At 62.7% G+C, this 18,533-nt stretch carries 10 protein-coding genes and 1 tRNA gene; all 11 read left to right on the top strand.

What is annotated here, in order from left to right; translation table 11 throughout:
• Nucleotides 1-412 precede the first annotated feature (412 nt).
• The gene (gene eno / locus R4P08_RS16390) at nt 413-1,690 is read left to right on the top strand and encodes a phosphopyruvate hydratase (protein WP_317814975.1); all 1,278 of its coding nucleotides are present in this window, start codon (nt 413-415) and stop codon (nt 1,688-1,690) included.
• 47 nt (nt 1,691-1,737) lie between these two features.
• Nucleotides 1,738-2,526, top strand: coding sequence for a septum formation initiator family protein (locus tag R4P08_RS16385; RefSeq protein WP_317814973.1), 789 nt, complete (start codon nt 1,738-1,740; stop codon nt 2,524-2,526).
• The gene (locus R4P08_RS16380) at nt 2,523-3,077 is read left to right on the top strand and encodes a DUF501 domain-containing protein (protein ID WP_317814971.1); all 555 of its coding nucleotides are present in this window, start codon (nt 2,523-2,525) and stop codon (nt 3,075-3,077) included. The genes R4P08_RS16385 and R4P08_RS16380 overlap by 4 nt, the downstream gene beginning before the upstream one ends.
• Nucleotides 3,074-4,063 (top strand): Ppx/GppA phosphatase family protein, encoded by a 990-nt coding sequence (locus tag R4P08_RS16375; RefSeq protein ID WP_317814970.1) that lies wholly within the window; start codon nt 3,074-3,076, stop codon nt 4,061-4,063. The genes R4P08_RS16380 and R4P08_RS16375 overlap by 4 nt, the downstream gene beginning before the upstream one ends.
• 59 nt (nt 4,064-4,122) lie before the next feature.
• Nucleotides 4,123-4,196 (top strand) — tRNA-Leu (locus tag R4P08_RS16370).
• 243 nt (nt 4,197-4,439) lie between these two features.
• Nucleotides 4,440-5,048 carry a DUF1819 family protein gene (locus R4P08_RS16365; protein ID WP_317814968.1) on the top strand — a complete coding sequence of 203 codons (609 nt, stop codon included), beginning with the start codon at nt 4,440-4,442 and terminating at the stop codon, nt 5,046-5,048.
• A gap of 44 nt (nt 5,049-5,092) precedes the next feature.
• Nucleotides 5,093-5,659 carry a DUF1788 domain-containing protein gene (locus R4P08_RS16360; RefSeq protein WP_317814967.1) on the top strand — a complete coding sequence of 189 codons (567 nt, stop codon included), beginning with the start codon at nt 5,093-5,095 and terminating at the stop codon, nt 5,657-5,659.
• A gap of 4 nt (nt 5,660-5,663) precedes the next feature.
• Nucleotides 5,664-9,146: a BREX system P-loop protein BrxC gene (brxC, locus tag R4P08_RS16355; protein ID WP_317814966.1), complete on the top strand. Its 3,483-nt coding sequence runs from the start codon at nt 5,664-5,666 to the stop codon at nt 9,144-9,146.
• The gene (pglX, locus tag R4P08_RS16350; RefSeq protein WP_317814965.1) at nt 9,146-12,556 is read left to right on the top strand and encodes a BREX-1 system adenine-specific DNA-methyltransferase PglX; all 3,411 of its coding nucleotides are present in this window, start codon (nt 9,146-9,148) and stop codon (nt 12,554-12,556) included. The genes brxC and pglX (R4P08_RS16350) overlap by 1 nt, the downstream gene beginning before the upstream one ends.
• The gene (gene pglX / locus R4P08_RS16345; protein WP_317814964.1) at nt 12,556-16,047 is read left to right on the top strand and encodes a BREX-1 system adenine-specific DNA-methyltransferase PglX; all 3,492 of its coding nucleotides are present in this window, start codon (nt 12,556-12,558) and stop codon (nt 16,045-16,047) included. Before pglX (R4P08_RS16350) ends, pglX (R4P08_RS16345) begins: the two co-directional genes overlap by 1 nt.
• Complete coding sequence (pglZ, locus tag R4P08_RS16340) at nt 16,040-18,532, top strand: BREX-1 system phosphatase PglZ type A (RefSeq protein WP_317814963.1); 2,493 nt, start codon at nt 16,040-16,042, stop codon at nt 18,530-18,532. The genes pglX (R4P08_RS16345) and pglZ overlap by 8 nt, the downstream gene beginning before the upstream one ends.
• Nucleotide 18,533: the final 1 nt, after the last annotated feature.

The following is an 18,533-nucleotide window of genomic DNA, read 5'->3' as shown; positions in this document are numbered from 1 at the left end:
GAGCAGAGCTACTACGCCGCTCTCAGCCGAGAGCTTCAACCCACATAGGAGCGGCGGGAAACCTGGGGCAGTTCAGCTCGGCGCGAGCGGCTTCTTGGTGGCGGCGAAGCTTGGGCAATGTTTGTTTCCTACAGGGTTGAGGGCGGCCCACCACGGCCACTCGGAGCCGTGGTAGCTGGGCGGTGCAATGTGTGCCCGAATCGGCCAAGGCAGAACACGCGCCTGCGCCGCTGCCGTGAGTGGTTGGTCGTGCATAGATTCGGCGCGAGCCATACGAGGTGCCGGCCCAGCCGCCCCCGGCGCCGCCTCGGCCCGCCCGGAAGACCGACGTGGAACAATGGCCCACGGACTGCGCCCATCCCAGCGGCGCCGGCCACGCATACGAACCCACGAACTTCCCCTAGGAGCACAGATGGCGCTTATCGAGCAGGTCGGAGCCCGAGAGATCCTCGATTCGCGAGGCAACCCCACCGTCGAGGTCGAGGTGCTGCTGGACGACGGGTCGTTCGGGCGGGCGGCCGTGCCGTCGGGTGCCTCGACCGGAGCCCACGAGGCCGTGGAACTGCGCGACGGCGACCACCGCTACATGGGCAAGGGCGTGACCAAGGCTGTCGAGGCGGTCCTGGACGACCTCGCCCCGGCCGTCATCGGCATCGCCGCCGAGGACCAGCGCCTGGTGGACGAGGCCCTGCTCGACGCCGACGGCACCCCCAACAAGTCCAATGTCGGTGCCAACGCAATCCTGGGCGTCTCGCTGGCCGTGGCCCGCGCGGCCGCCGAGTCCTCCGGGCTCGAGCTGTACCGCTTCATCGGCGGCGCCAACGCGCACGTCCTGCCGGTGCCCATGATGAACATCCTCAACGGCGGCGCGCACGCCGACTCGGGCGTCGACGTCCAGGAGTTCATGATCGCGCCCATCGGTGCGACCACCTTCCGCGAGGCCCTGCGCATGGGCACCGAGGTCTACCACCACCTCAAGGCCGTCCTCAAGGACAAGGGCCTGTCCACGGGCCTGGGTGACGAGGGCGGCTTCGCCCCCTCGGTCGACTCCACCAAGGCCGCGCTCGACCTGATCGCCGAGGCCATCAAGAAGGCCGGTTACAAGCTGGGCACCGACGTGGCGCTCGCGCTCGACGTGGCGGCCACCGAGTTCTACAAGAACGGCAAGTACCACTTCGAGGGCAAGAAGCTCTCCGCCGCCCAGATGGCCGACGTCTACGCCGAGCTCGTGGACAAGTACGCGCTGGTCTCCATCGAGGATCCGCTCGACGAGGACGACTGGGAGGGCTGGAAGACCCTGACCGACATGATCGGGGACAAGGTTCAGCTGGTCGGCGACGACCTCTTTGTCACCAACCCGCAGCGGCTGGCCGACGGCATCGACAAGGGCGTCGCCAACGCGCTGCTGGTCAAGGTCAACCAGATCGGCACGCTCACCGAGACCCTGGACGCCGTGGACCTGGCGCACCGCAACCGCTACGCCACCATGATGTCGCACCGCTCGGGCGAGACCGAGGACACGACCATCGCCGACCTCGCGGTGGCCTGCAACTGCGGCCAGATCAAGACCGGCGCCCCGGCCCGCTCGGAGCGCGTGGCCAAGTACAACCAGCTGCTGCGCATCGAGGAGATGCTCGGCGACGCCGCGCGCTACGCCGGAGCCGGCGCCTTCCCGCGCTTCAAGGCCTGAGCACTCAGCGCAGCGGGATGACCAGCAGGTAGTCGAGAGGAGGGTGCATGGCTCGCCCACCGCGCCCTTCGGCCCGTCGGGAGGATGGCCGCGATCGGTCGTCGTCCCGGCGGCCGGGGGAGGCGTCGGGTCCCATCCGGCGCACCCCCCAGCGGGGCCGCGCTCGCGCTGAGTCCTCGGCCGACCCGACCCGCCGGCAGACCCCGCAGCGGCGTACGCCGAGCCGGGAGCGGGATCGGCCCGTTCCTGCCTCGGCACGCTCCGGCCGGGTCGGTTCCACCGCGCATCCGGAGGCGCACCGCCTCACCACGCGCACCGACCTGTCGGCCACCGTGCTGGGCCCGCGGAACTACACCCCCCGGCGGATCGGTCTCCTCGCCGTCATCGCCATCATCCTGCTGGTCACGGTGTCGTTCCCGCTGCGCAACCACTACCAGTACCTCTCGGACGAGAAGGCCGTGGCGCAGGAGCGGTCCGCGCTGCAGCGGACGATCGCCGAGCTCGAGGCCGAGCAGGACCAGCTCTCGGACCCGGCGTACATCGAGCAGCAGGCGCGGATCCGCTTTGGCGCGGTCAAGCCGGGGGAGACCCCGTACCGGGTGAGCACGGTGGACCCGGTGGAGCAGGCGGTCGCCGAGCGGCGGGCGGCCGAGATCGCGGCCCTGCCGTGGCAGACCCGCGTGTGGAACTCCATCGCCGTGCCGGCCGATCCGATCATGCCGGAGGGCTCCGAGCTGCTCGGGGGCACCAGCATCCCGGGCGGTCCCGATTCCCCCGCGGTCCCGGTCAATCCCGAGGACGCACCATCCCCACAACCACAGGAGCCCCCAGCGTGAGCGCCGACCAGAGCGTGTCCCAAGCCGACCTCGACGCGATCCAGGCCCAGCTGGGTCGGCCGCCGCGTGGGGTGCTGGAGGTGTCCTACCGCAGTCCCGACGGCCGGCCCGGGGTGGTCAAGACCGCGCCGCGGCTGGAAGACGGCACCCCGTTCCCCACGCTGTACTACCTCACCGATCCGCGGCTCACCGCCGAGGCCAGCCGGCAGGAGTCGGGCGGGATCATGCGGGGTATGACGACGAGGTTGGCCAACGATCCCGAGATGGCCGCCAACTATCGCCAGGCGCACGAGCGCTACCTCGCGCAGCGGAACCAGATCGAGGACCTGGGCACCGACTTCTCCGGCGGCGGCATGCCCGAGCGGGTCAAGTGCCTGCACGTGTTGATGGCCTACGCGCTGGCCGAGGGGCCGGGCCTGGTCTGGCTGGGCGACGAGTCGGTGGCCCTGGCCTGCGAGGCCGGGCTGCGTGGCAACGCACTGCCCGCCGACTGGCCCACGCCCGAGGAGCTGGGCGTGCCGGACTACAGCGACGAAGGCGGCCAGGCGTGACGGCTGCTGCCGGCGCCGTGCGGGTCGGAGCCGTCGACTGCGGCACCAACTCCATCCGCCTACTCGTGTCCGAGGGCGTCCCCGGGCAGGTCGGACTCACCGACGTCACCCGCGAGATGCGGATCATCCGGCTGGGCGAGGGCGTCGACGCCACCGGCCGGCTGTCGACTGAAGCGATCTCCCGCTGCCGCACCGCGCTCACCGACTACGCCGAAACTATGAAAGACCTCGGCGTCCAGGCGGTGCGTATGGTGGCCACCTCCGCCACCCGCGACGCCCGCAACAAGGACGAGTTCTTCTGCATGACCGGCGAGGTGCTGGGCGCTCACTTCCCGGGCGCGGTCGCCGAGGTGATCAGCGGCCAGACCGAGGCCGAGCTAACCTTCGCCGGCGGCGTGGTGGACCTGGATCCCGCGAAGGGCCCGTACGTGGTCACCGATCTGGGCGGCGGCTCCACGGAGACCGTGGTGGGGGAGTTTGTCGACGGCGAGGTGCGCATTCTCGGGGCCCGGAGCGTAGACATCGGCTGCGTGCGGATCACGGAGCGGTCGCTGCACTCGGACCCGCCGACAATCGAAGAAGTCGCCGACGCCCGGGCCGTGATCGCCGATGCTTTGGCCGAGGCCGGGGAGCTGCCGCTGGGTCTGGCCACGCGCTGGATCGGCGTGGCCGGTACCTTCACCACGTTGTCGGCGATCGCGCAGAACATGGCCGAGTACGACTCCGAGCGGCTGCACAATTCGGTGATCTCGCTGGATCAGTTGCGGGACGTGTGCGCTCGCTTGGTTGCCTCAACCGTCACCGAACGACGCAGCCTGGGCCCGATGCATCCGGGACGCGCGGACGTGATCGGGGGAGGCTCTCTCGTGGGCGCGGCCCTTTGTGATGTTATGGCTGAGTGCGCCGGGCTCTCCGAGATCACGGTGAGTGAGAAGGACATCCTGGACGGGATCGCGATGTCGGTGCTGGGTCGTATGGTCACCTAGCGACGGTGATTGGACCAGGCGCGTGCGCCCGGTTGGCCGTGGCACACCACGGCCCGCAGGCCCCCATAGCCCAATTGGCAGAGGCAGACGGCTTAAAACCGTCAAAGTGTCGGTTCGAGTCCGACTGGGGGCACTCACTCCGTCTTTCTTCGGCATAACGAAGGACTCGGGGTACGACTGGATCGCAAGCAACTGGTTGCCCGCGCTCGGATCGGTCGGCTCTGGATGTTCCAGATCCTCGAGGTAGACGGGCGGGTGTGCCGTGGCGGAGCAACAACGGAGCGAAGTGTCGAGAACTACACGTGACGGTCGAGCCGGAATTATCGGAGGGCCAACGTATCCTGACCAGGTTGTCATATCGCAGAGGAGGTGTCCCGTGAGCAGCAACTCGACCGCCACGCCGCGTTACGCGCTGTCATTCACGACCGGCGGCCTCCTAGAGCGGGAGGCCGCAGTCCTAGTGCCCGCGTACGTAGAGCATCGTGACTGGGCGAAGGTCCGCGACGTCGCCGTTGAGGAAAACCTCCTTCAGTCGCGAACCCACAGCACGGGTGTCCGTCGCGTGCGAGAGACCATTAAGCGGATGTCGGTTCTTTCTGACCGTGAGATTGAGATGCTCGCCGACATCACTGCGTCTGAGCGGGGCAATCTCATGTGGGCAGCCGCCTGTCGCCGCTACGACCTGATCGGCGAGTTCGCCGAGGAGGTGCTCCGTGAGCACTTCCTCACCTTGGCGGGCACGGTCTCATACGAGGACTACGACTCCTTCTACCGCGCTAAGGCCATGTGGCACGACGAGCTGGGCGCGGTCACGGACCTCTCGTATAAGAAGCTCCGGCAGGTGCTCTTCAAGATGATGGTGGAGGCAGGGTTGCTGACGACCAAGGGTGCCATCGAGCCCGCTCTTCTCTCCGCCCGCATTGTCGATTGTCTCACCCAGCGCACGCCGAGTGACATCCGCTTCTTCCCGACGAGGGAGCCCTGATGCCCCTGCACTCCAAGCCCACGTTGGCTCAGCAAGAGGAGCACATGTTCAAGGTGCTCAGCAGCGAGCGCTTCTTGAAAATGGAGGGGCTCGGCAACGAGGTCGCCCACTTCATCTACGACTACAACCCGACGTGGGCGCTCGACGTCGCCCAGGCCAAGAAGCGCATCAAGACGAAGCTCGACACCGAGCTGGGCATCAAGGTCTTCGAGATCAACCTTTACGAGCTGTGCGTCGACTTGCTCAAGAAGCGCAACGTGTGGGAGCGCGTCCTCGCTGCGGAGCCGGTGATGGACAAGCCCGACTTCCTCAAGATGCTTCAGAACATGCTCGATCCACAGATGCACCTCGCACCGGCGATTAAGGAGCGCATCGCGGACGAGACCTTTCACATCCTTTTTCTCACGGGCATCGGCGAAGTATTCCCGTTCGTGCGTTCGCACACGGTGCTCAACAACCTGCAAACCGTTGTCTCCGACCAGCCGATGCTGATGTTTTTCCCCGGACGGTACGAGGTGTCGGCCACGCAAGGCTCATCACTGGTCCTGTTCGGTCAGCTCAAAGACGACTCCTTCTACCGTGCCAAGCGCATCCTCGACCAGGAAGCATGACCCGATGAAACTCAATGAAATCTTCCTCAAAGACGTCACCCGTTCAATCGAGGGTGTCGTCAAGGCCGACGACGCCGACCACCTTGGCGTCGAGGTCGAGGAGTACGTCTTCACCAACGACGCTGCGAAGGGTGTCGCGCCGCTGTTGGAGGAGTACACCAACTACACGAACGCCAACGGCGTGTGGATCTCAGGTTTCTTCGGCTCCGGTAAGTCGCACCTGCTCAAAATGCTTGCGCACCTCCTCGGTGATGTCGAGGGTCAGGCCTTCCAGCGCGAAAAGGTGAGCGAGAGCTTCCTCGGTAAGACCGATGACGCGATGCTCATCGCCTCGCTCAAGAAGGCTGCGGCGATCCCGGCGAAAAGCCTGCTGTTCAACATCGACCAGAAGGCGACCCTCATCGCCAAGGACCAAAGGGACGCCCTCCTCAAGGTGTTTGTCAAGGTCTTCGACGAGAGCCGCGGTTACTTCGGCAACGACGGAGCCGTCGCCCGGTTCGAGGAGGATCTCGATAAGCGCGGCCAATACGAGGCGTTCAAGGATGCCTTCGCGAAGCACGCTGGGATCGACTGGTCTCAGGGTCGTGAGCAGACCGCACTCGAAGGTCACAACATCGACAAGGCGTTCGCGGAGGTCAACCGTGAGGCGAACTCCGGGATAATCACCCAGTACCAAAACTCGTACTCCGTCTCGATCGAGGACTTCGCCACGTCGGTCAAGGCGTGGATCGACAAGCAGGAACCGGGCTTCCGGCTTAACTTCTTCGTCGACGAGGTCGGCCAGTTCATCGCAGACGACGTCAAGCTCATACTCAACCTTCAGACGATCGCCGAGACCCTCAACACGAAGTGCAAGGGGCAGTCATGGGTTTTTGTCACCTCGCAGGAGGACATGGATAAGGTCATTGGCGATCGCACCAGGAAGCAGGACAACGACTTCTCCAAGATTCAGGCACGGTTCCGCGCGAGGGTGAAGCTGACCAGCCAGGACGTCGAGGAGGTTATTAGCAAGCGTCTGCTGGAGAAGGACGACGCGGGTGCTACCGCGCTGAAGAACGTCTATTCTCAACAAGTAGCGAACTTCTCGACCATCTTCAGCTTCGTCGACGGCGCGAAGACTTACCGCAACTATGTCGACGAAGCGCGGTTTATCAACGCCTACCCGTTCGTTACCTACCAGATCCCGATGTTCCAGGCCGCGATCGAAGGCCTGTCCGACCACAACATGTTCGAGGGCAAGAACAGCTCGGTCGGCGAGCGCTCGATGCTCGGCGTGATCCAAGAGGTCGCAAAGCACATTGGCGACGAGCAGGTGGGCTACCTCGCCACCTTCGACCAAATGTTTGCGGGTATCAGCGCCGCACTGAAGTCGGCGGCCCAGAGCGCCATCCTCCAGGCGGAGAAGCATCTGCCCGAACCCGGCTCCGAGGTCACGGTACTCGCCAACCGGCTACTCAAGTCGCTGTTCCTGGTCAAGTACGTCGACACCTTCAAGGCCACGCCCCGCAACCTGACTGTGCTTGTCTACGACCGCTTTGGGCTTGACCTCACGGGGCTGGGCAAGCAGGTGCAGGAGGCACTCAACCTGCTGGAAGCGCAGTCGTACGTTCAGCGCAACGGCAACCTCTATGAGTACCTCACCAACGAGGAGCAGGAGATCGAGAAGGAGATCAAGGCATTCGACCTCGACTCCTCCGAGGTCTCCAGCAAACTCTTCCGATTCCTCTCGTCCGACGTTCTCAAAGCCAACAAGCTTGAGTACGCGAAGAACGGCCAGGACTTCTCATTCGGCTACAAACTCGATGACATTGTGCAGGGGAACCAGCGTGAACTGACCATCCATTTCATCACGCCCGAGACGAGCTACAGCGACTCCGAAATCACGGCGCAGAGTATGGGCAGAGACGAGCTGCGGGTCTTCCTCGGCCGCGACAAGCGGCTGCTTGCGGACCTGCGGCTGCTGCTCAAGACGGAAAAGTACACCAGGCAGCGCACCAACTCCGGTGCAACGCCCTCGATGCAGGCGATCCTCCAGTCCAAGCAGGTGCTCAACACTGAGCGCGAGAAGGAATTCATCGAGCGCCTCCGCCAGGCCGTCGGTAAGGCGCAGTTGATCGTCAATGGCACTGAAGTCACCTCCAGCTCGCAAGATGCAGTCACGCGCGTGACTGACGGGTTCCAGGAACTCGTCAGTCGCACCTACACAAGTCTCGGACTGCTAGGCGGGAAGGTCTTCCCCGAGCAGCAGGTCGCGAGTGCCGTGCAGAACGACAAGGGGCTGTTCGACGCGGCGTCGCTCAACGCGCTCAACTCGCCGGGCACCGAGATGGAATCCTGGATCATCACGCAGACGGGCCTGGGGGAGCAGGTGACGATCAAAAAGACCGTCGATCGCTTCGAAACCAAACCTTACGGCTGGGACCTCGGTTCCATCGAGGTGATATTGGGTTGGCTCGTCGGCAACGGCAAGGTGGCGCTAAGCGTAGACGCCACCCCGGTTGTTCGGACCGAGGCGGCAGCCCTCATCAGAAACACTGGCAAACACCAGCACGTCGTCGTCGCGCCACAGAAGGCATATGACCAGGCTAAGGTCGCCACGTTCAAAATGTTCTGCACCGACTTCTTCGACGAGGGCACCGTACCGAGCGACCCGGCCGAGCTGGCCCGATTCGGCAAAGAGAAGCTAGCGTCCAGGCGCGACGAGCTCAATGTTCTCGTGAGCAGCAGCCGGTACCCGTTCGTCAGCCAGCTCTCCGGAGTCGTCGCGCAGCTCGACGAGGTCGTCGGGAAGCAGGTCGACTGGTACCTCAGCGAGTTCGACATGGCCGACGAGCTACTCGAAGCCAAGGAAGACCTGATCGACCCGATCAAGTCGTTCCTCAACGGCCAGCAGGCCAAGATCTTCGACGAGGCGCAGGCCCTCCTGAATGCCAACACCGGGAACCTCGGCTATCTCCCGGTGGGTAGCGCTGACTCAATCAAGGCGCTGCTCGGCGATGCCAATGCCTTCCGTGGTAACAAGATGAACCAGCTAAAGACCTCTGTCGACACCCTGCGAGGGCAGATCGACGATGTCATCGCCGCCAAGCGCGCCGACGTGGCCGACGTGATTGAGGGACGGAAGGCCGAGATTCTCGGGAGTGCCTACTACGCCGAAGCCACCCCAGAAGCGCAGGAGAGCGTGATCGGGCGTATCGACCAGATCCTCACGCGACTTGTCGGAGAGTCACAGCTCGCGCTCATGCTCCAGATGGCAGCGACCTTCGAGGAGGACGATTATCCGGCGCTGCTGAGCCATCTTGTCGAGGCGCAGCAGGGGGGGGGTGACGACGCTCCGCCGCCGAAGCCGATGGTCTCGGTGAAGACGATTAGCGCCCCCGGTGTCACCGGTGTGCTCGAATCCGAATCCGATGTCGACAGCTACCTCGCCGCCCTGCGAACTGCGCTCGTCGCGACCCTCAACGACGGAAAGCGAATCACGCTCTGATGGATACTGCATCGCTGAAGTCTTTCGCCACGTCGGCGCGAATCGAACTAGTCCGCGAGGTAGGTGCGCGCATTTCCGCCGTGCTCGCGCAGGGGTCGCCCGAGCGCGTCGAACTCGCGCGGGCCGTGTCGGCGCTGGAACGGGTCATCGCCGCCGGGGGCGGTGGCGACGTGGGCAGGGCGCATGTGGCTGACAAGGTCGCCTATATTTGGTTCAACCGAATCGTCGCTCTGCGCTTCATGGATGCCAATGGCTACACCGGCGTCGGTGTGGTCTCGCCCGCGGCCGATCAGCTCGGCCAGCCCGAGGTGCTGGCCGCAGCTAAGCGCGGTCAAGTCGACGGCGAGGTGGTCAAGCGAATGAACGTCGCAACGATCGTCGGGCTGCTCAACGGCACCCGCCAGGCCCGCCCCGGTGTCGATGCCCAGGCCGAGGCATACGTTTTGTTGTTGGCGGACTACTGCCGCTATTGGAACGGGTCCATGCCCTCTATGTTCGAGCGAGAAGGTGACTACACCGAGTTGCTCATCCCCGGCAACCTGCTCGCCGAGGACTCCGTTCTGAACCGCTCGGTCAAGGTACTCACCGAGGAGGTGTGCCAGGATGTCGAGGTTATCGGCTGGCTTTATCAGTTCTATATCTCCGAGCGGAAGGACGAGGTCTTCGCCGGGTTCAAGAAGAACAAGAAGGCCGGCGCTGACGAGATCCCCGCCGCTACCCAGCTGTTTACCCCGCACTGGATCGTCCGGTACCTCGTAGAGAATTCCCTGGGCCGCCTGTGGATGCTCAACCATCCCGAGTCGCGCCTCGTTGACCAGATGGACTATTACATCGCCCCGGCCGACGAGGAGACCGACTTCCTCAAGATCACCAGGCCTGAGGAACTCACGGTGATCGACCCGGCGTGCGGCTCGGGACACATGCTCACCTACGCCTTCGACCTCCTCTACGCGATCTACGAAGAGGAGGGCTACACGCCGTCGCAGATCCCGAGCCTGATTCTCAGCAACAATCTCTACGGCACCGAGATTGACCCCCGTGCCGGTGCGCTTGCGGCGTTTGCGCTGACGATGAAGGCCGCAGCAAAGCGCAAGCTCTTCCTGAAGAACCCGGTCGAGCCAAACATATGTGTCCTCGAACCGATATCCTTCAGTGCCGACGAGCTGAGCTACCTCGTGACCAAGGACGGCGACCGGCGCGCGGAGGAAGCGTTCTGGAACCAATTCGTCGAGGCCGACACTTTCGGGGCTCTCATCCAGCCCGATCCCACTCTGACCGTCCGGCTCTCCAACCACCTCGCCACGCTCGACGACGACGGCGACCTGTTCCGTGCAGAGGCACTCGATGGCGCCCAGCGCGCTATCGAGCAAGCCGAATGTCTCGCGCGAACCTACGCAGTTGCGGTCGCCAATCCCCCATACATGGGGACGCGGAACATGGGTGATGCCTTGCGTGCCTTCGCGGAAGACAGGTATCCGACGTCGTCGGGCGATTTGTGCACGATGTTCATTGACCGAGCGCTCGTAGGTGTCGAGCGCGGAGGCCTTGCCGCCCTTGTCGTGAGTGAGTCGTGGCTCTTCACTTCCACCTTCGCCGCGTTCCGAGAGGGTGTGATTCGTCGAACCGTTCCGCTCGTCACAGCATGCATCGACAAGACTGCCTTCGGTGTCCGGCTAAACACGGCTGCGACGGTGTTCCAGAGGAACGGGCGCCCGGGGAAGTCTCAGTTTTTCCGTGTGTCGAAGGAACTGCTTGGTTCGGGGCCAATTGCGGCGCTGCCGCCAGCCGACGAGAAGGTCTACGCCGTTCACGCCGCAGACTTTGCTGCCGTTCCAGGGGGAGCTTTCATCTTTGACATGCCCGCTGCCCTCCTCGCGCTCTACGGGGAGAATCCCACGGTAGGGGAGAGCGTTGACGTCAAGCAGGGGTTGGCAACCGCAGATAACAACCGGTTCGTTCGCTTCTGGTGGGAAGTGAGTCGTGGCCGGATCGGTTACGGCTACGGCAGTCGAACCGAAGCCTCCGCGTCAGGGCTCCGATGGTTCCCGTACAACAAAGGTGGAACCCCGGTGCCATGGTGGGGGAACCAGGACTATGTCGTGAATTGGGAGCTAGACGGCCGGGAGATTCGTGCCTTCGGCACCGCGCAAGGGGGGCGCCCGCGTTCGGCGGTCCGCAACCCCAACTTCTACTTCCGGCCCTCGGTAACCTGGTCAAACATTGGGAGCGGTGGCGCGCGGTTTCGATCGGTTCCACCCGGATTTGTATTCGACGTGGCGGGGATGTCCGCGTTCCCAACCTCAGACCATGAGCGGCTGAGTCTGCTCGGCTATCTGAACACCTCGGTTCTCCGGCAAGGCCTGGACGTATTCGCCCCAACGCTCAACTACCAAGTTGGCGACGTTGCGCGGCTGCCGATGCTGAGCGCGCCTGAGACCAGCGAACGAGTCTCACGACTCGTGACGCTCACTAAAGAATCGTGGATTGAAGATGAGACCGCCCACGAGTTCACGGAGAACCCCGTCGTTGAGGGGAAGGCATCGTCGCTGGCGCGTGCAGCCTCCGCGTTGGCATCAGCCCGTGAGGACAGGGCTCGGGAGATCGCGACCCTCGAAGACGAGAACGAACGGTTCTGGGCGGATCGTCTCGCACAGATAACAGGAGCGACTCCTCACGTATCGCCGCGCCGAGTGCTCCGGGCGCCTCGCTCCGCGTCAGATGATGTTCTTGCGCTTGTTTCGTACGCAGTCGGGTGCATGTTCGGACGATACAGTCTTGATGCGCCCAGTCTGATCCTTAGTGATCAGGGTGCGACCTTACAGGAGTACCTCGCGCAGATTCCGTCCCCTACCTTCGCACCCGACAGGGACAACGTCATCCCGATCGTGGATGGCGACTGGTTCGAAGACGATATCGTCGAGCGGTTCCGCCAGTTCCTCCGTACTGCTTTCGGGGAGCACCACTTCGAGGAGAACTTGCGGTTCGTCACGGAGTCACTCGGCGTGAAGCACCTGCGCGAGTACTTCGTGAAATCCTTCTACAAGGACCACACCCAGCGATACAAGAAGCGCCCGATCTACTGGCTCTTCTCGAGTCCCGACGGCTCGTTCAACGCACTGATCTATATGCACCGCTACACGTCCTCAATGGTTTCGACGGTGCTGACCTACTTGCGGGAGTACGTGACCAAGTTGGAGTCGGCCCTCCAACAGGCCGAGCGGGTTGGGAACGCGAAGGAAGCGGATCGGCTCCGCAAGATTCTCCTTGAGCTTAACGAGTATGAACACGACACGCTCTACCCCAAGGCGTCAGAGAACATCGTGATTGACCTTGATGACGGCGTCAAGGTGAACTATCCGAAGTTCGGCGCCGCGCTCAAGCAGGTCAAAGGACTAGAGGTGGACTTCTGATGGATACTGCATCGCTGAAGTCTTTCGCCACGTCGGCGCGAATCGAACTAGTCCGCGAGGTAGGTGCGCGCATTTCCGCCGTGCTCGCGCAGGGGTCGCCCGAGCGCGTCGAACTCGCGCGGGCCGTGTCGGCGCTGGAACGGGTCATCGCCGCCGGGGGCGGTGGCGACGTGGGCAGGGCGCATGTGGCTGACAAGGTCGCCTATATTTGGTTCAACCGAATCGTCGCTCTGCGCTTCATGGATGCCAATGGCTACACCGGCGTCGGTGTGGTCTCGCCCGCGGCCGATCAGCTCGGCCAGCCCGAGGTGCTGGCCGCAGCTAAGCGCGGTCAAGTCGACGGCGAGGTGGTCAAGCGAATGAACGTCGCAACGATCGTCGGGCTGCTCAACGGCACCCGCCAGGCCCGCCCCGGTGTCGATGCCCAGGCCGAGGCATACGTTTTGTTGTTGGCGGACTACTGCCGCTATTGGAACGGGTCCATGCCCTCTATGTTCGAGCGAGAAGGTGACTACACCGAGTTGCTCATCCCCGGCAACCTGCTCGCCGAGGACTCCGTTCTGAACCGCTCGGTCAAGGTACTCACCGAGGAGGTGTGCCAGGATGTCGAGGTTATCGGCTGGCTTTATCAGTTCTATATCTCCGAGCGGAAGGACGAGGTCTTCGCCGGGTTCAAGAAGAACAAGAAGGCCGGCGCTGACGAGATCCCCGCCGCTACCCAGCTGTTTACCCCGCACTGGATCGTCCGGTACCTCGTAGAGAATTCCCTGGGCCGCCTGTGGATGCTCAACCATCCCGAGTCGCGCCTCGTTGACCAGATGGACTATTACATCGCCCCGGCCGACGAGGAGACCGACTTCCTCAAGATCACCAGGCCTGAGGAACTCACGGTGATCGACCCGGCGTGCGGCTCGGGACACATGCTCACCTACGCCTTCGACCTCCTCTACGCGATCTACGAAGAGGAGGGCTACACGCCGTCGCAGATCCCGAGCCTGATTCTCAGCAACAATCTCTACGGCACCGAGATTGACCCCCGTGCCGGTGCGCTTGCGGCGTTTGCGCTGACGATGAAGGCCGCAGCAAAGCGCAAGCTCTTCCTGAAGAACCCGGTCGAGCCAAACATATGTGTCCTCGAACCGATATCCTTCAGTGCCGACGAGCTGAGCTACCTCGTGACCAAGGACGGCGACCGGCGCGCGGAGGAAGCGTTCTGGAACCAATTCGTCGAGGCCGACACTTTCGGGGCTCTCATCCAGCCCGATCCCACTCTGACCGTCCGGCTCTCCAACCACCTCGCCACGCTCGACGACGACGGCGACCTGTTCCGGACAGACGCACTTGACCGAGCCTGGCACGTGGTTGAGCAGGCTGAGTACCTTACTCCTCGGTACGCGGTCGTCGTCGCGAATCCTCCTTACATGGGGATCAAGTCAGCCGGTTCCAAGCTCCAAGAGTTCGTGAAGAGGAAGTATCCCGCATCCAAGGCGGACCTCTATGCGACGTTCATCGAGCGCGCCGGTTCGCTTGTACAGCGAGCGGGACTTGTCGCGATGGTCACAATGCAATCGTGGATGTTCCTCTCGACCTACGAGAAGTTGCGACGGAACCTGATCAAGTCACGATCGGTCTGGACCATGGCCCACCTGGGCGCCAACGCGTTCGACACCATCGGTGGCGAAGTCGTGTCGACGACGGCATTTGTTATGAAGATGGGAACCGTTGAGTCTTCGCTCGGCCTTTACGTTCGCTTGACTGACGGATCGAGCGAGGCGGCGAAGGACAAGCACCTGCGTGAAGCGGCGAAGTCCCCGACCACCTCGAACCTCACGTTCTTGGCTGATGCCGAGCAACTCGAGGCGTTGCCCGGCGCCCAATTCGCGTATTGGCTGCCGGAGAGCGCTCTCGACGCCTACAGGGCGTTCGACACACTTGGAGAGCACACGTACGGCCAGCCTGGTCTGCAGACGAGTGATAACGCACTGTTCACGCGACAGTGGTTTGAGGTTAGTCGGGACGAACTATTTACCGATGCCATCGACTCTAAGGCTGCGGCCGCGTCTGGAGCGCGCTGGTTTCCTCTCGTGAAGGGCGGTGACTTCCGCAAGTGGTACGGGAACCTGAACACCGTTGTGAACTGGAAGAACGACGGGCAGGAGATCAAGTCCTCAATCAACGAGAAGTATCCGTACCTGAACGGGAACATTGACTACGTCGTGAAGGATCGCGGTTACTTCTTCCGTGAGTCGATCACATACAATCGGATTACGGCTGGGCGCTTTGCCGTGAGATATACCGACCTGGGTACCATTTTCGACGTCGCTGGTTCGGCAGTTTTTCCAAAGGAAGACAAGTGGGGAGTTCTCGGCTTTCTCTGCTCTTCCACCGCGGAGTACCTTATGCGAGCACAGAATCCGACGTTCACTGTCCAGTCGGGTGATGTCGCGGCATTGCCTTACCCTGCTGCTCGAATTGCTAAGCTTGGCAGAAGAATGGCTGCTCCCGTCCGAGAGGCCGTTTCGATTTCCCGCACCGACTGGGACTCCGTCGAGACGTCTTGGCGCTTTAACGGCAGCCCGCTCCTTAAATTATCGGGCAGCCTTGCAGATCGCGTTCGCAGGGTGTTGCTCGCTCACTTTGAAAGCCGTGAGAGCTTGGCGCGAACTGAGACCATAATCAACCGGCTAATCGCAGAAGCTTTTGACCTTCAAGAGGCCGTCCAGGTCGAAGTTGCGTCGAAGGATGTCACGTTGCGCCCTATCAGTGACGCGGGATTAGTGCGTGATCTGATCTCGTTCGCCGTGGGATGCATGTTCGGTCGGTACAGCCTCGATGAGGCTGGCTTAATCCTCGCGGACCAGGGTGCGACGTTGGAGGACTACTTTGTCAAGGTGCCGTCACCGACATTCATGCCGGATGCAGACAACATCATCCCGATCGTGGACGGTGACTGGTTCGAAGACGACATCGTCGATCAGATCCGCCTGTTTCTACGCACGGTGTTCGGAGAACAGCACTTCGAGGAGAACCTGCGGTTCGTCAACGGAGCTCTCGGCGTGAAGAACTTGCGCGACTACTTCGTCAAGACCACAGGGCGCGGCTCGGCGTCGAAGTTCTATAACGACCACGTCCAGCGATACAAGAAGCGGCCGATTTACTGGCTCTTCTCGAGCCCCAAGGGTTCCTTCAACGCCCTGATTTACATGCACCGCTATACGCCCTCAACGGTGTCGACGGTGCTCACCTATCTGCGGGAATACGTGACCAAACTGGAATCAGCTCTCCAGCAGGCTGAGCGCTCCGGAAACGCGAAGGAAGCGGATCGACTCCGTAAGGTTCTCGTCGAGCTGAACGAGTATGAGCACGACACGCTCTACCCAAAGGCGTCAGAGAACATCGTGATCGACCTCGACGACGGTGTTAAGGCGAACTATCCGAAGTTTGACGTTGCACTAAAGAGGATCCCCGGTTTGGAGGCAGCGAGTGAATGACTTGACCTCGGTCCAGGAGGCCCTTCAGATCCGGTTCGCCTCCCAGCGGGTCGTGTTCTGGCACGACCCCGCCGGTGATTACGCCGCCGACCTCGATGCGTTCGATCTTGGCGCGGTCAACGTTATCCGCGTTCAGCGCGACGAGTTCGGCGTGAAGAACACCCTTCTCGCCGACCACGTCCGCAAACACCTCGTCTACCGCTCAGGCGACCTCCCACGCGGCACTGCGAACTGGCTGCTCGATCTCGAACTCGCGCATGGCGTCTTCACAGCCGACAAGACCTCCATGCTCCAGCAGGAGCTTGGCCTCAACGACCCGGCCTTGCTGCCGATAATCGAGCAGCACCAGAAATTCTTCGCTGCGAACAGTCGAAAGCAGGCGTTGGAGAAGCTCTTGGATGACGGAGACGACGCGACTCGCTTCCGCGCCAAGATGAGCCGGGTGCTTGTCAAGGCAACGGGCAATAAGCTGACTGACATCGTGCGCGAACTACTTGGTGAGAACGCGGCCGGGAAGAGCGCCAAGTTCGACGATCTTGTCAGCTTCGGCCTCGACCAGTTCTTCTGGGATGGGCTCGCCAACATCTACAAGTACCCGAGCACGAAGCCGACGATCGACGACTTTGTCCTCTGGATGTTCAGCCGCGCCATCGAAGACTTCGCGTCGACCACGCCTGACGAGTTCCGCAACATCCGTAGCGACTTCAACGCCCTGCGCTACGACGTTCGCACCCAGGGCGTGATGACGATGCTCGCATCCCGCGCAGCCGACGCGCTCGACGTGCAGTCGAAGGTAGAGCATCGCGACTACCGCGAGCTGGCCACGCTCACGATCTTCGAGGAGATCGACCGCAAGGTGATCGTCGACCTCGCCGCCGCCGTAGCTATCCAATCTGTAACGGCCCGCGAAGTCGCCGAAATCGTTCGTCAGCGCCAGTACAGCCTGTGGATCGCCAAGTATGCCAAGCTCTACAAAGCCATTCAGAGCGCCTCCGAGCTGCTCGCGGCGATCGGAGGACTGCCGCACGCCATCACCTCAGTGGCCGTCGGGTTGGAGAAGTATCAGTCCGACTGGTTTCCCATCGACCAGCACTACCGCTGGTTTACCTACGCCCACCAGACCGCCGACTTCCAGAAGCCACTCGAAGCACTCAAGGCTGAGGTCGACAAGCAGTACGTCAACAAGTACCTCTACGACTTCGGCGGGCGCTGGCAGCAGGTTCTTGAGTCCATGAGTGAGTGGAAGTCCGCTGCTCTCGCACCGCAAGCGAAGTTCTTCGACCGTCACGTCGCTCCCGTGGTCAAAGACGGACGCACCAAAGCGGTCGTGATCATCTCCGACGGCATGCGCTACGAGGTCGCTGAGGAGCTCGCGTCGATGATTCGCGGCGAGAACAGGTTCGACGCCTCACTCTCGGCCGTGCTCGGCTCGCTGCCGAGCTACACCCAGCTCGGAATGGCGTCGTTGCTGCCGCAGTCGAGCCTGGAACTCGACCCCGAGGGTCTGCCAGTGCTCGCGGACGGGAAGCCAACGAACGGGACCGTGAACCGAGACAAGATCCTGCAAGCGGTCAAGGGACACGCGATCACGGCCGCCGAGGTCCTGGCCATGCCGGCGAGCGAACTTCGCGAGTTGTACACGAAGCACCAGATTTTCTACGTCTACCACGACCGCATCGACGCTGCGGGAGACAAGGCCTCGACCGAGCGAACCGTCTTCGAAGCCACCGAGGAAGCCCTCCGCGAGGTGCTCCAACTGGTAAAGAAATGGACCAACGCGAACGCAACGAACATTTTGATCACCGCCGACCATGGATTCCTTTACCAGGACATCCCGCTAGAACAGGCGTACTACGTCTCAGAGACACCCCAGGGCGACGCGGTCACAAAGACCAATCGTCGCTACGTGCTCGGTCGGTCACTGAGGCCGTCCCCGTCCTTCATGACGTTCACCTCGGCCCAGGCTGGACTCGCGGGCGACCTAGACATCCAGATCCCCAAATCGATCCACCGCATCCCGCAGCCGGGCGCTGGCACCCGCTACGTCCACGGGGGTGCATCTCCCCAGGAGATCGTCGTCCCAGTGATCACGGTCAACAAGAAACGCAAGAGTGACATCCGTCGGGTTAACGTCGACCTCATGCCCGAGACCGACAAGATCACCACCGGGCAGCTCGCGGTCAAGCTGTTTCAGCGCGAGGCCGTTACGGACAAGATCCAACCGCGACAGGTCCGGCTCGGCCTCTACGTCGGCGACACACTGATCTCCGACCAACCCGTCCTCGCCTTCGACAGCGCATCCGACGACCAACGTGATCGGTACCAGAAGACCGTGCTCTACCTGACCCAGGATGCCGACAAGTACAACAACCGGCCCGTCGAGCTGCGGCTCGAAGAGCCGATCCCGAAAACGACACAGTGGAAGTCGTTCTCCAAGGGGAGCTACACCATCAAGCGGTCGTTCACGGCGGACTTCGATTTCTAGG

Source organism: Rhodococcus sp. IEGM 1408, from assembly GCF_033142235.1.
Lineage (GTDB): Bacteria > Actinomycetota > Actinomycetes > Mycobacteriales > Mycobacteriaceae > Dietzia.
Note: the sequence above shows the minus strand (reverse complement) of the source record. Positions and strands in the feature narration are given on the sequence as shown.

Bases quoted from the DNA above. Each gene is read 5' to 3' on its own strand.
- eno (WP_317814975.1), top strand. From the start codon at position 413: ATGGCGCTTATCGAGCAGGTCGGAGCCCGAGAGATCCTCGATTCGCGA.
- R4P08_RS16385 (WP_317814973.1), top strand. From the start codon at position 1,738: ATGGCTCGCCCACCGCGCCCTTCGGCCCGTCGGGAGGATGGCCGCGAT.
- R4P08_RS16360 (WP_317814967.1), top strand. From the start codon at position 5,093: ATGTTCAAGGTGCTCAGCAGCGAGCGCTTCTTGAAAATGGAGGGGCTC.
- brxC (WP_317814966.1), top strand. From the start codon at position 5,664: ATGAAACTCAATGAAATCTTCCTCAAAGACGTCACCCGTTCAATCGAG.
- pglX (WP_317814965.1), top strand. From the start codon at position 9,146: ATGGATACTGCATCGCTGAAGTCTTTCGCCACGTCGGCGCGAATCGAA.
- pglX (WP_317814964.1), top strand. From the start codon at position 12,556: ATGGATACTGCATCGCTGAAGTCTTTCGCCACGTCGGCGCGAATCGAA.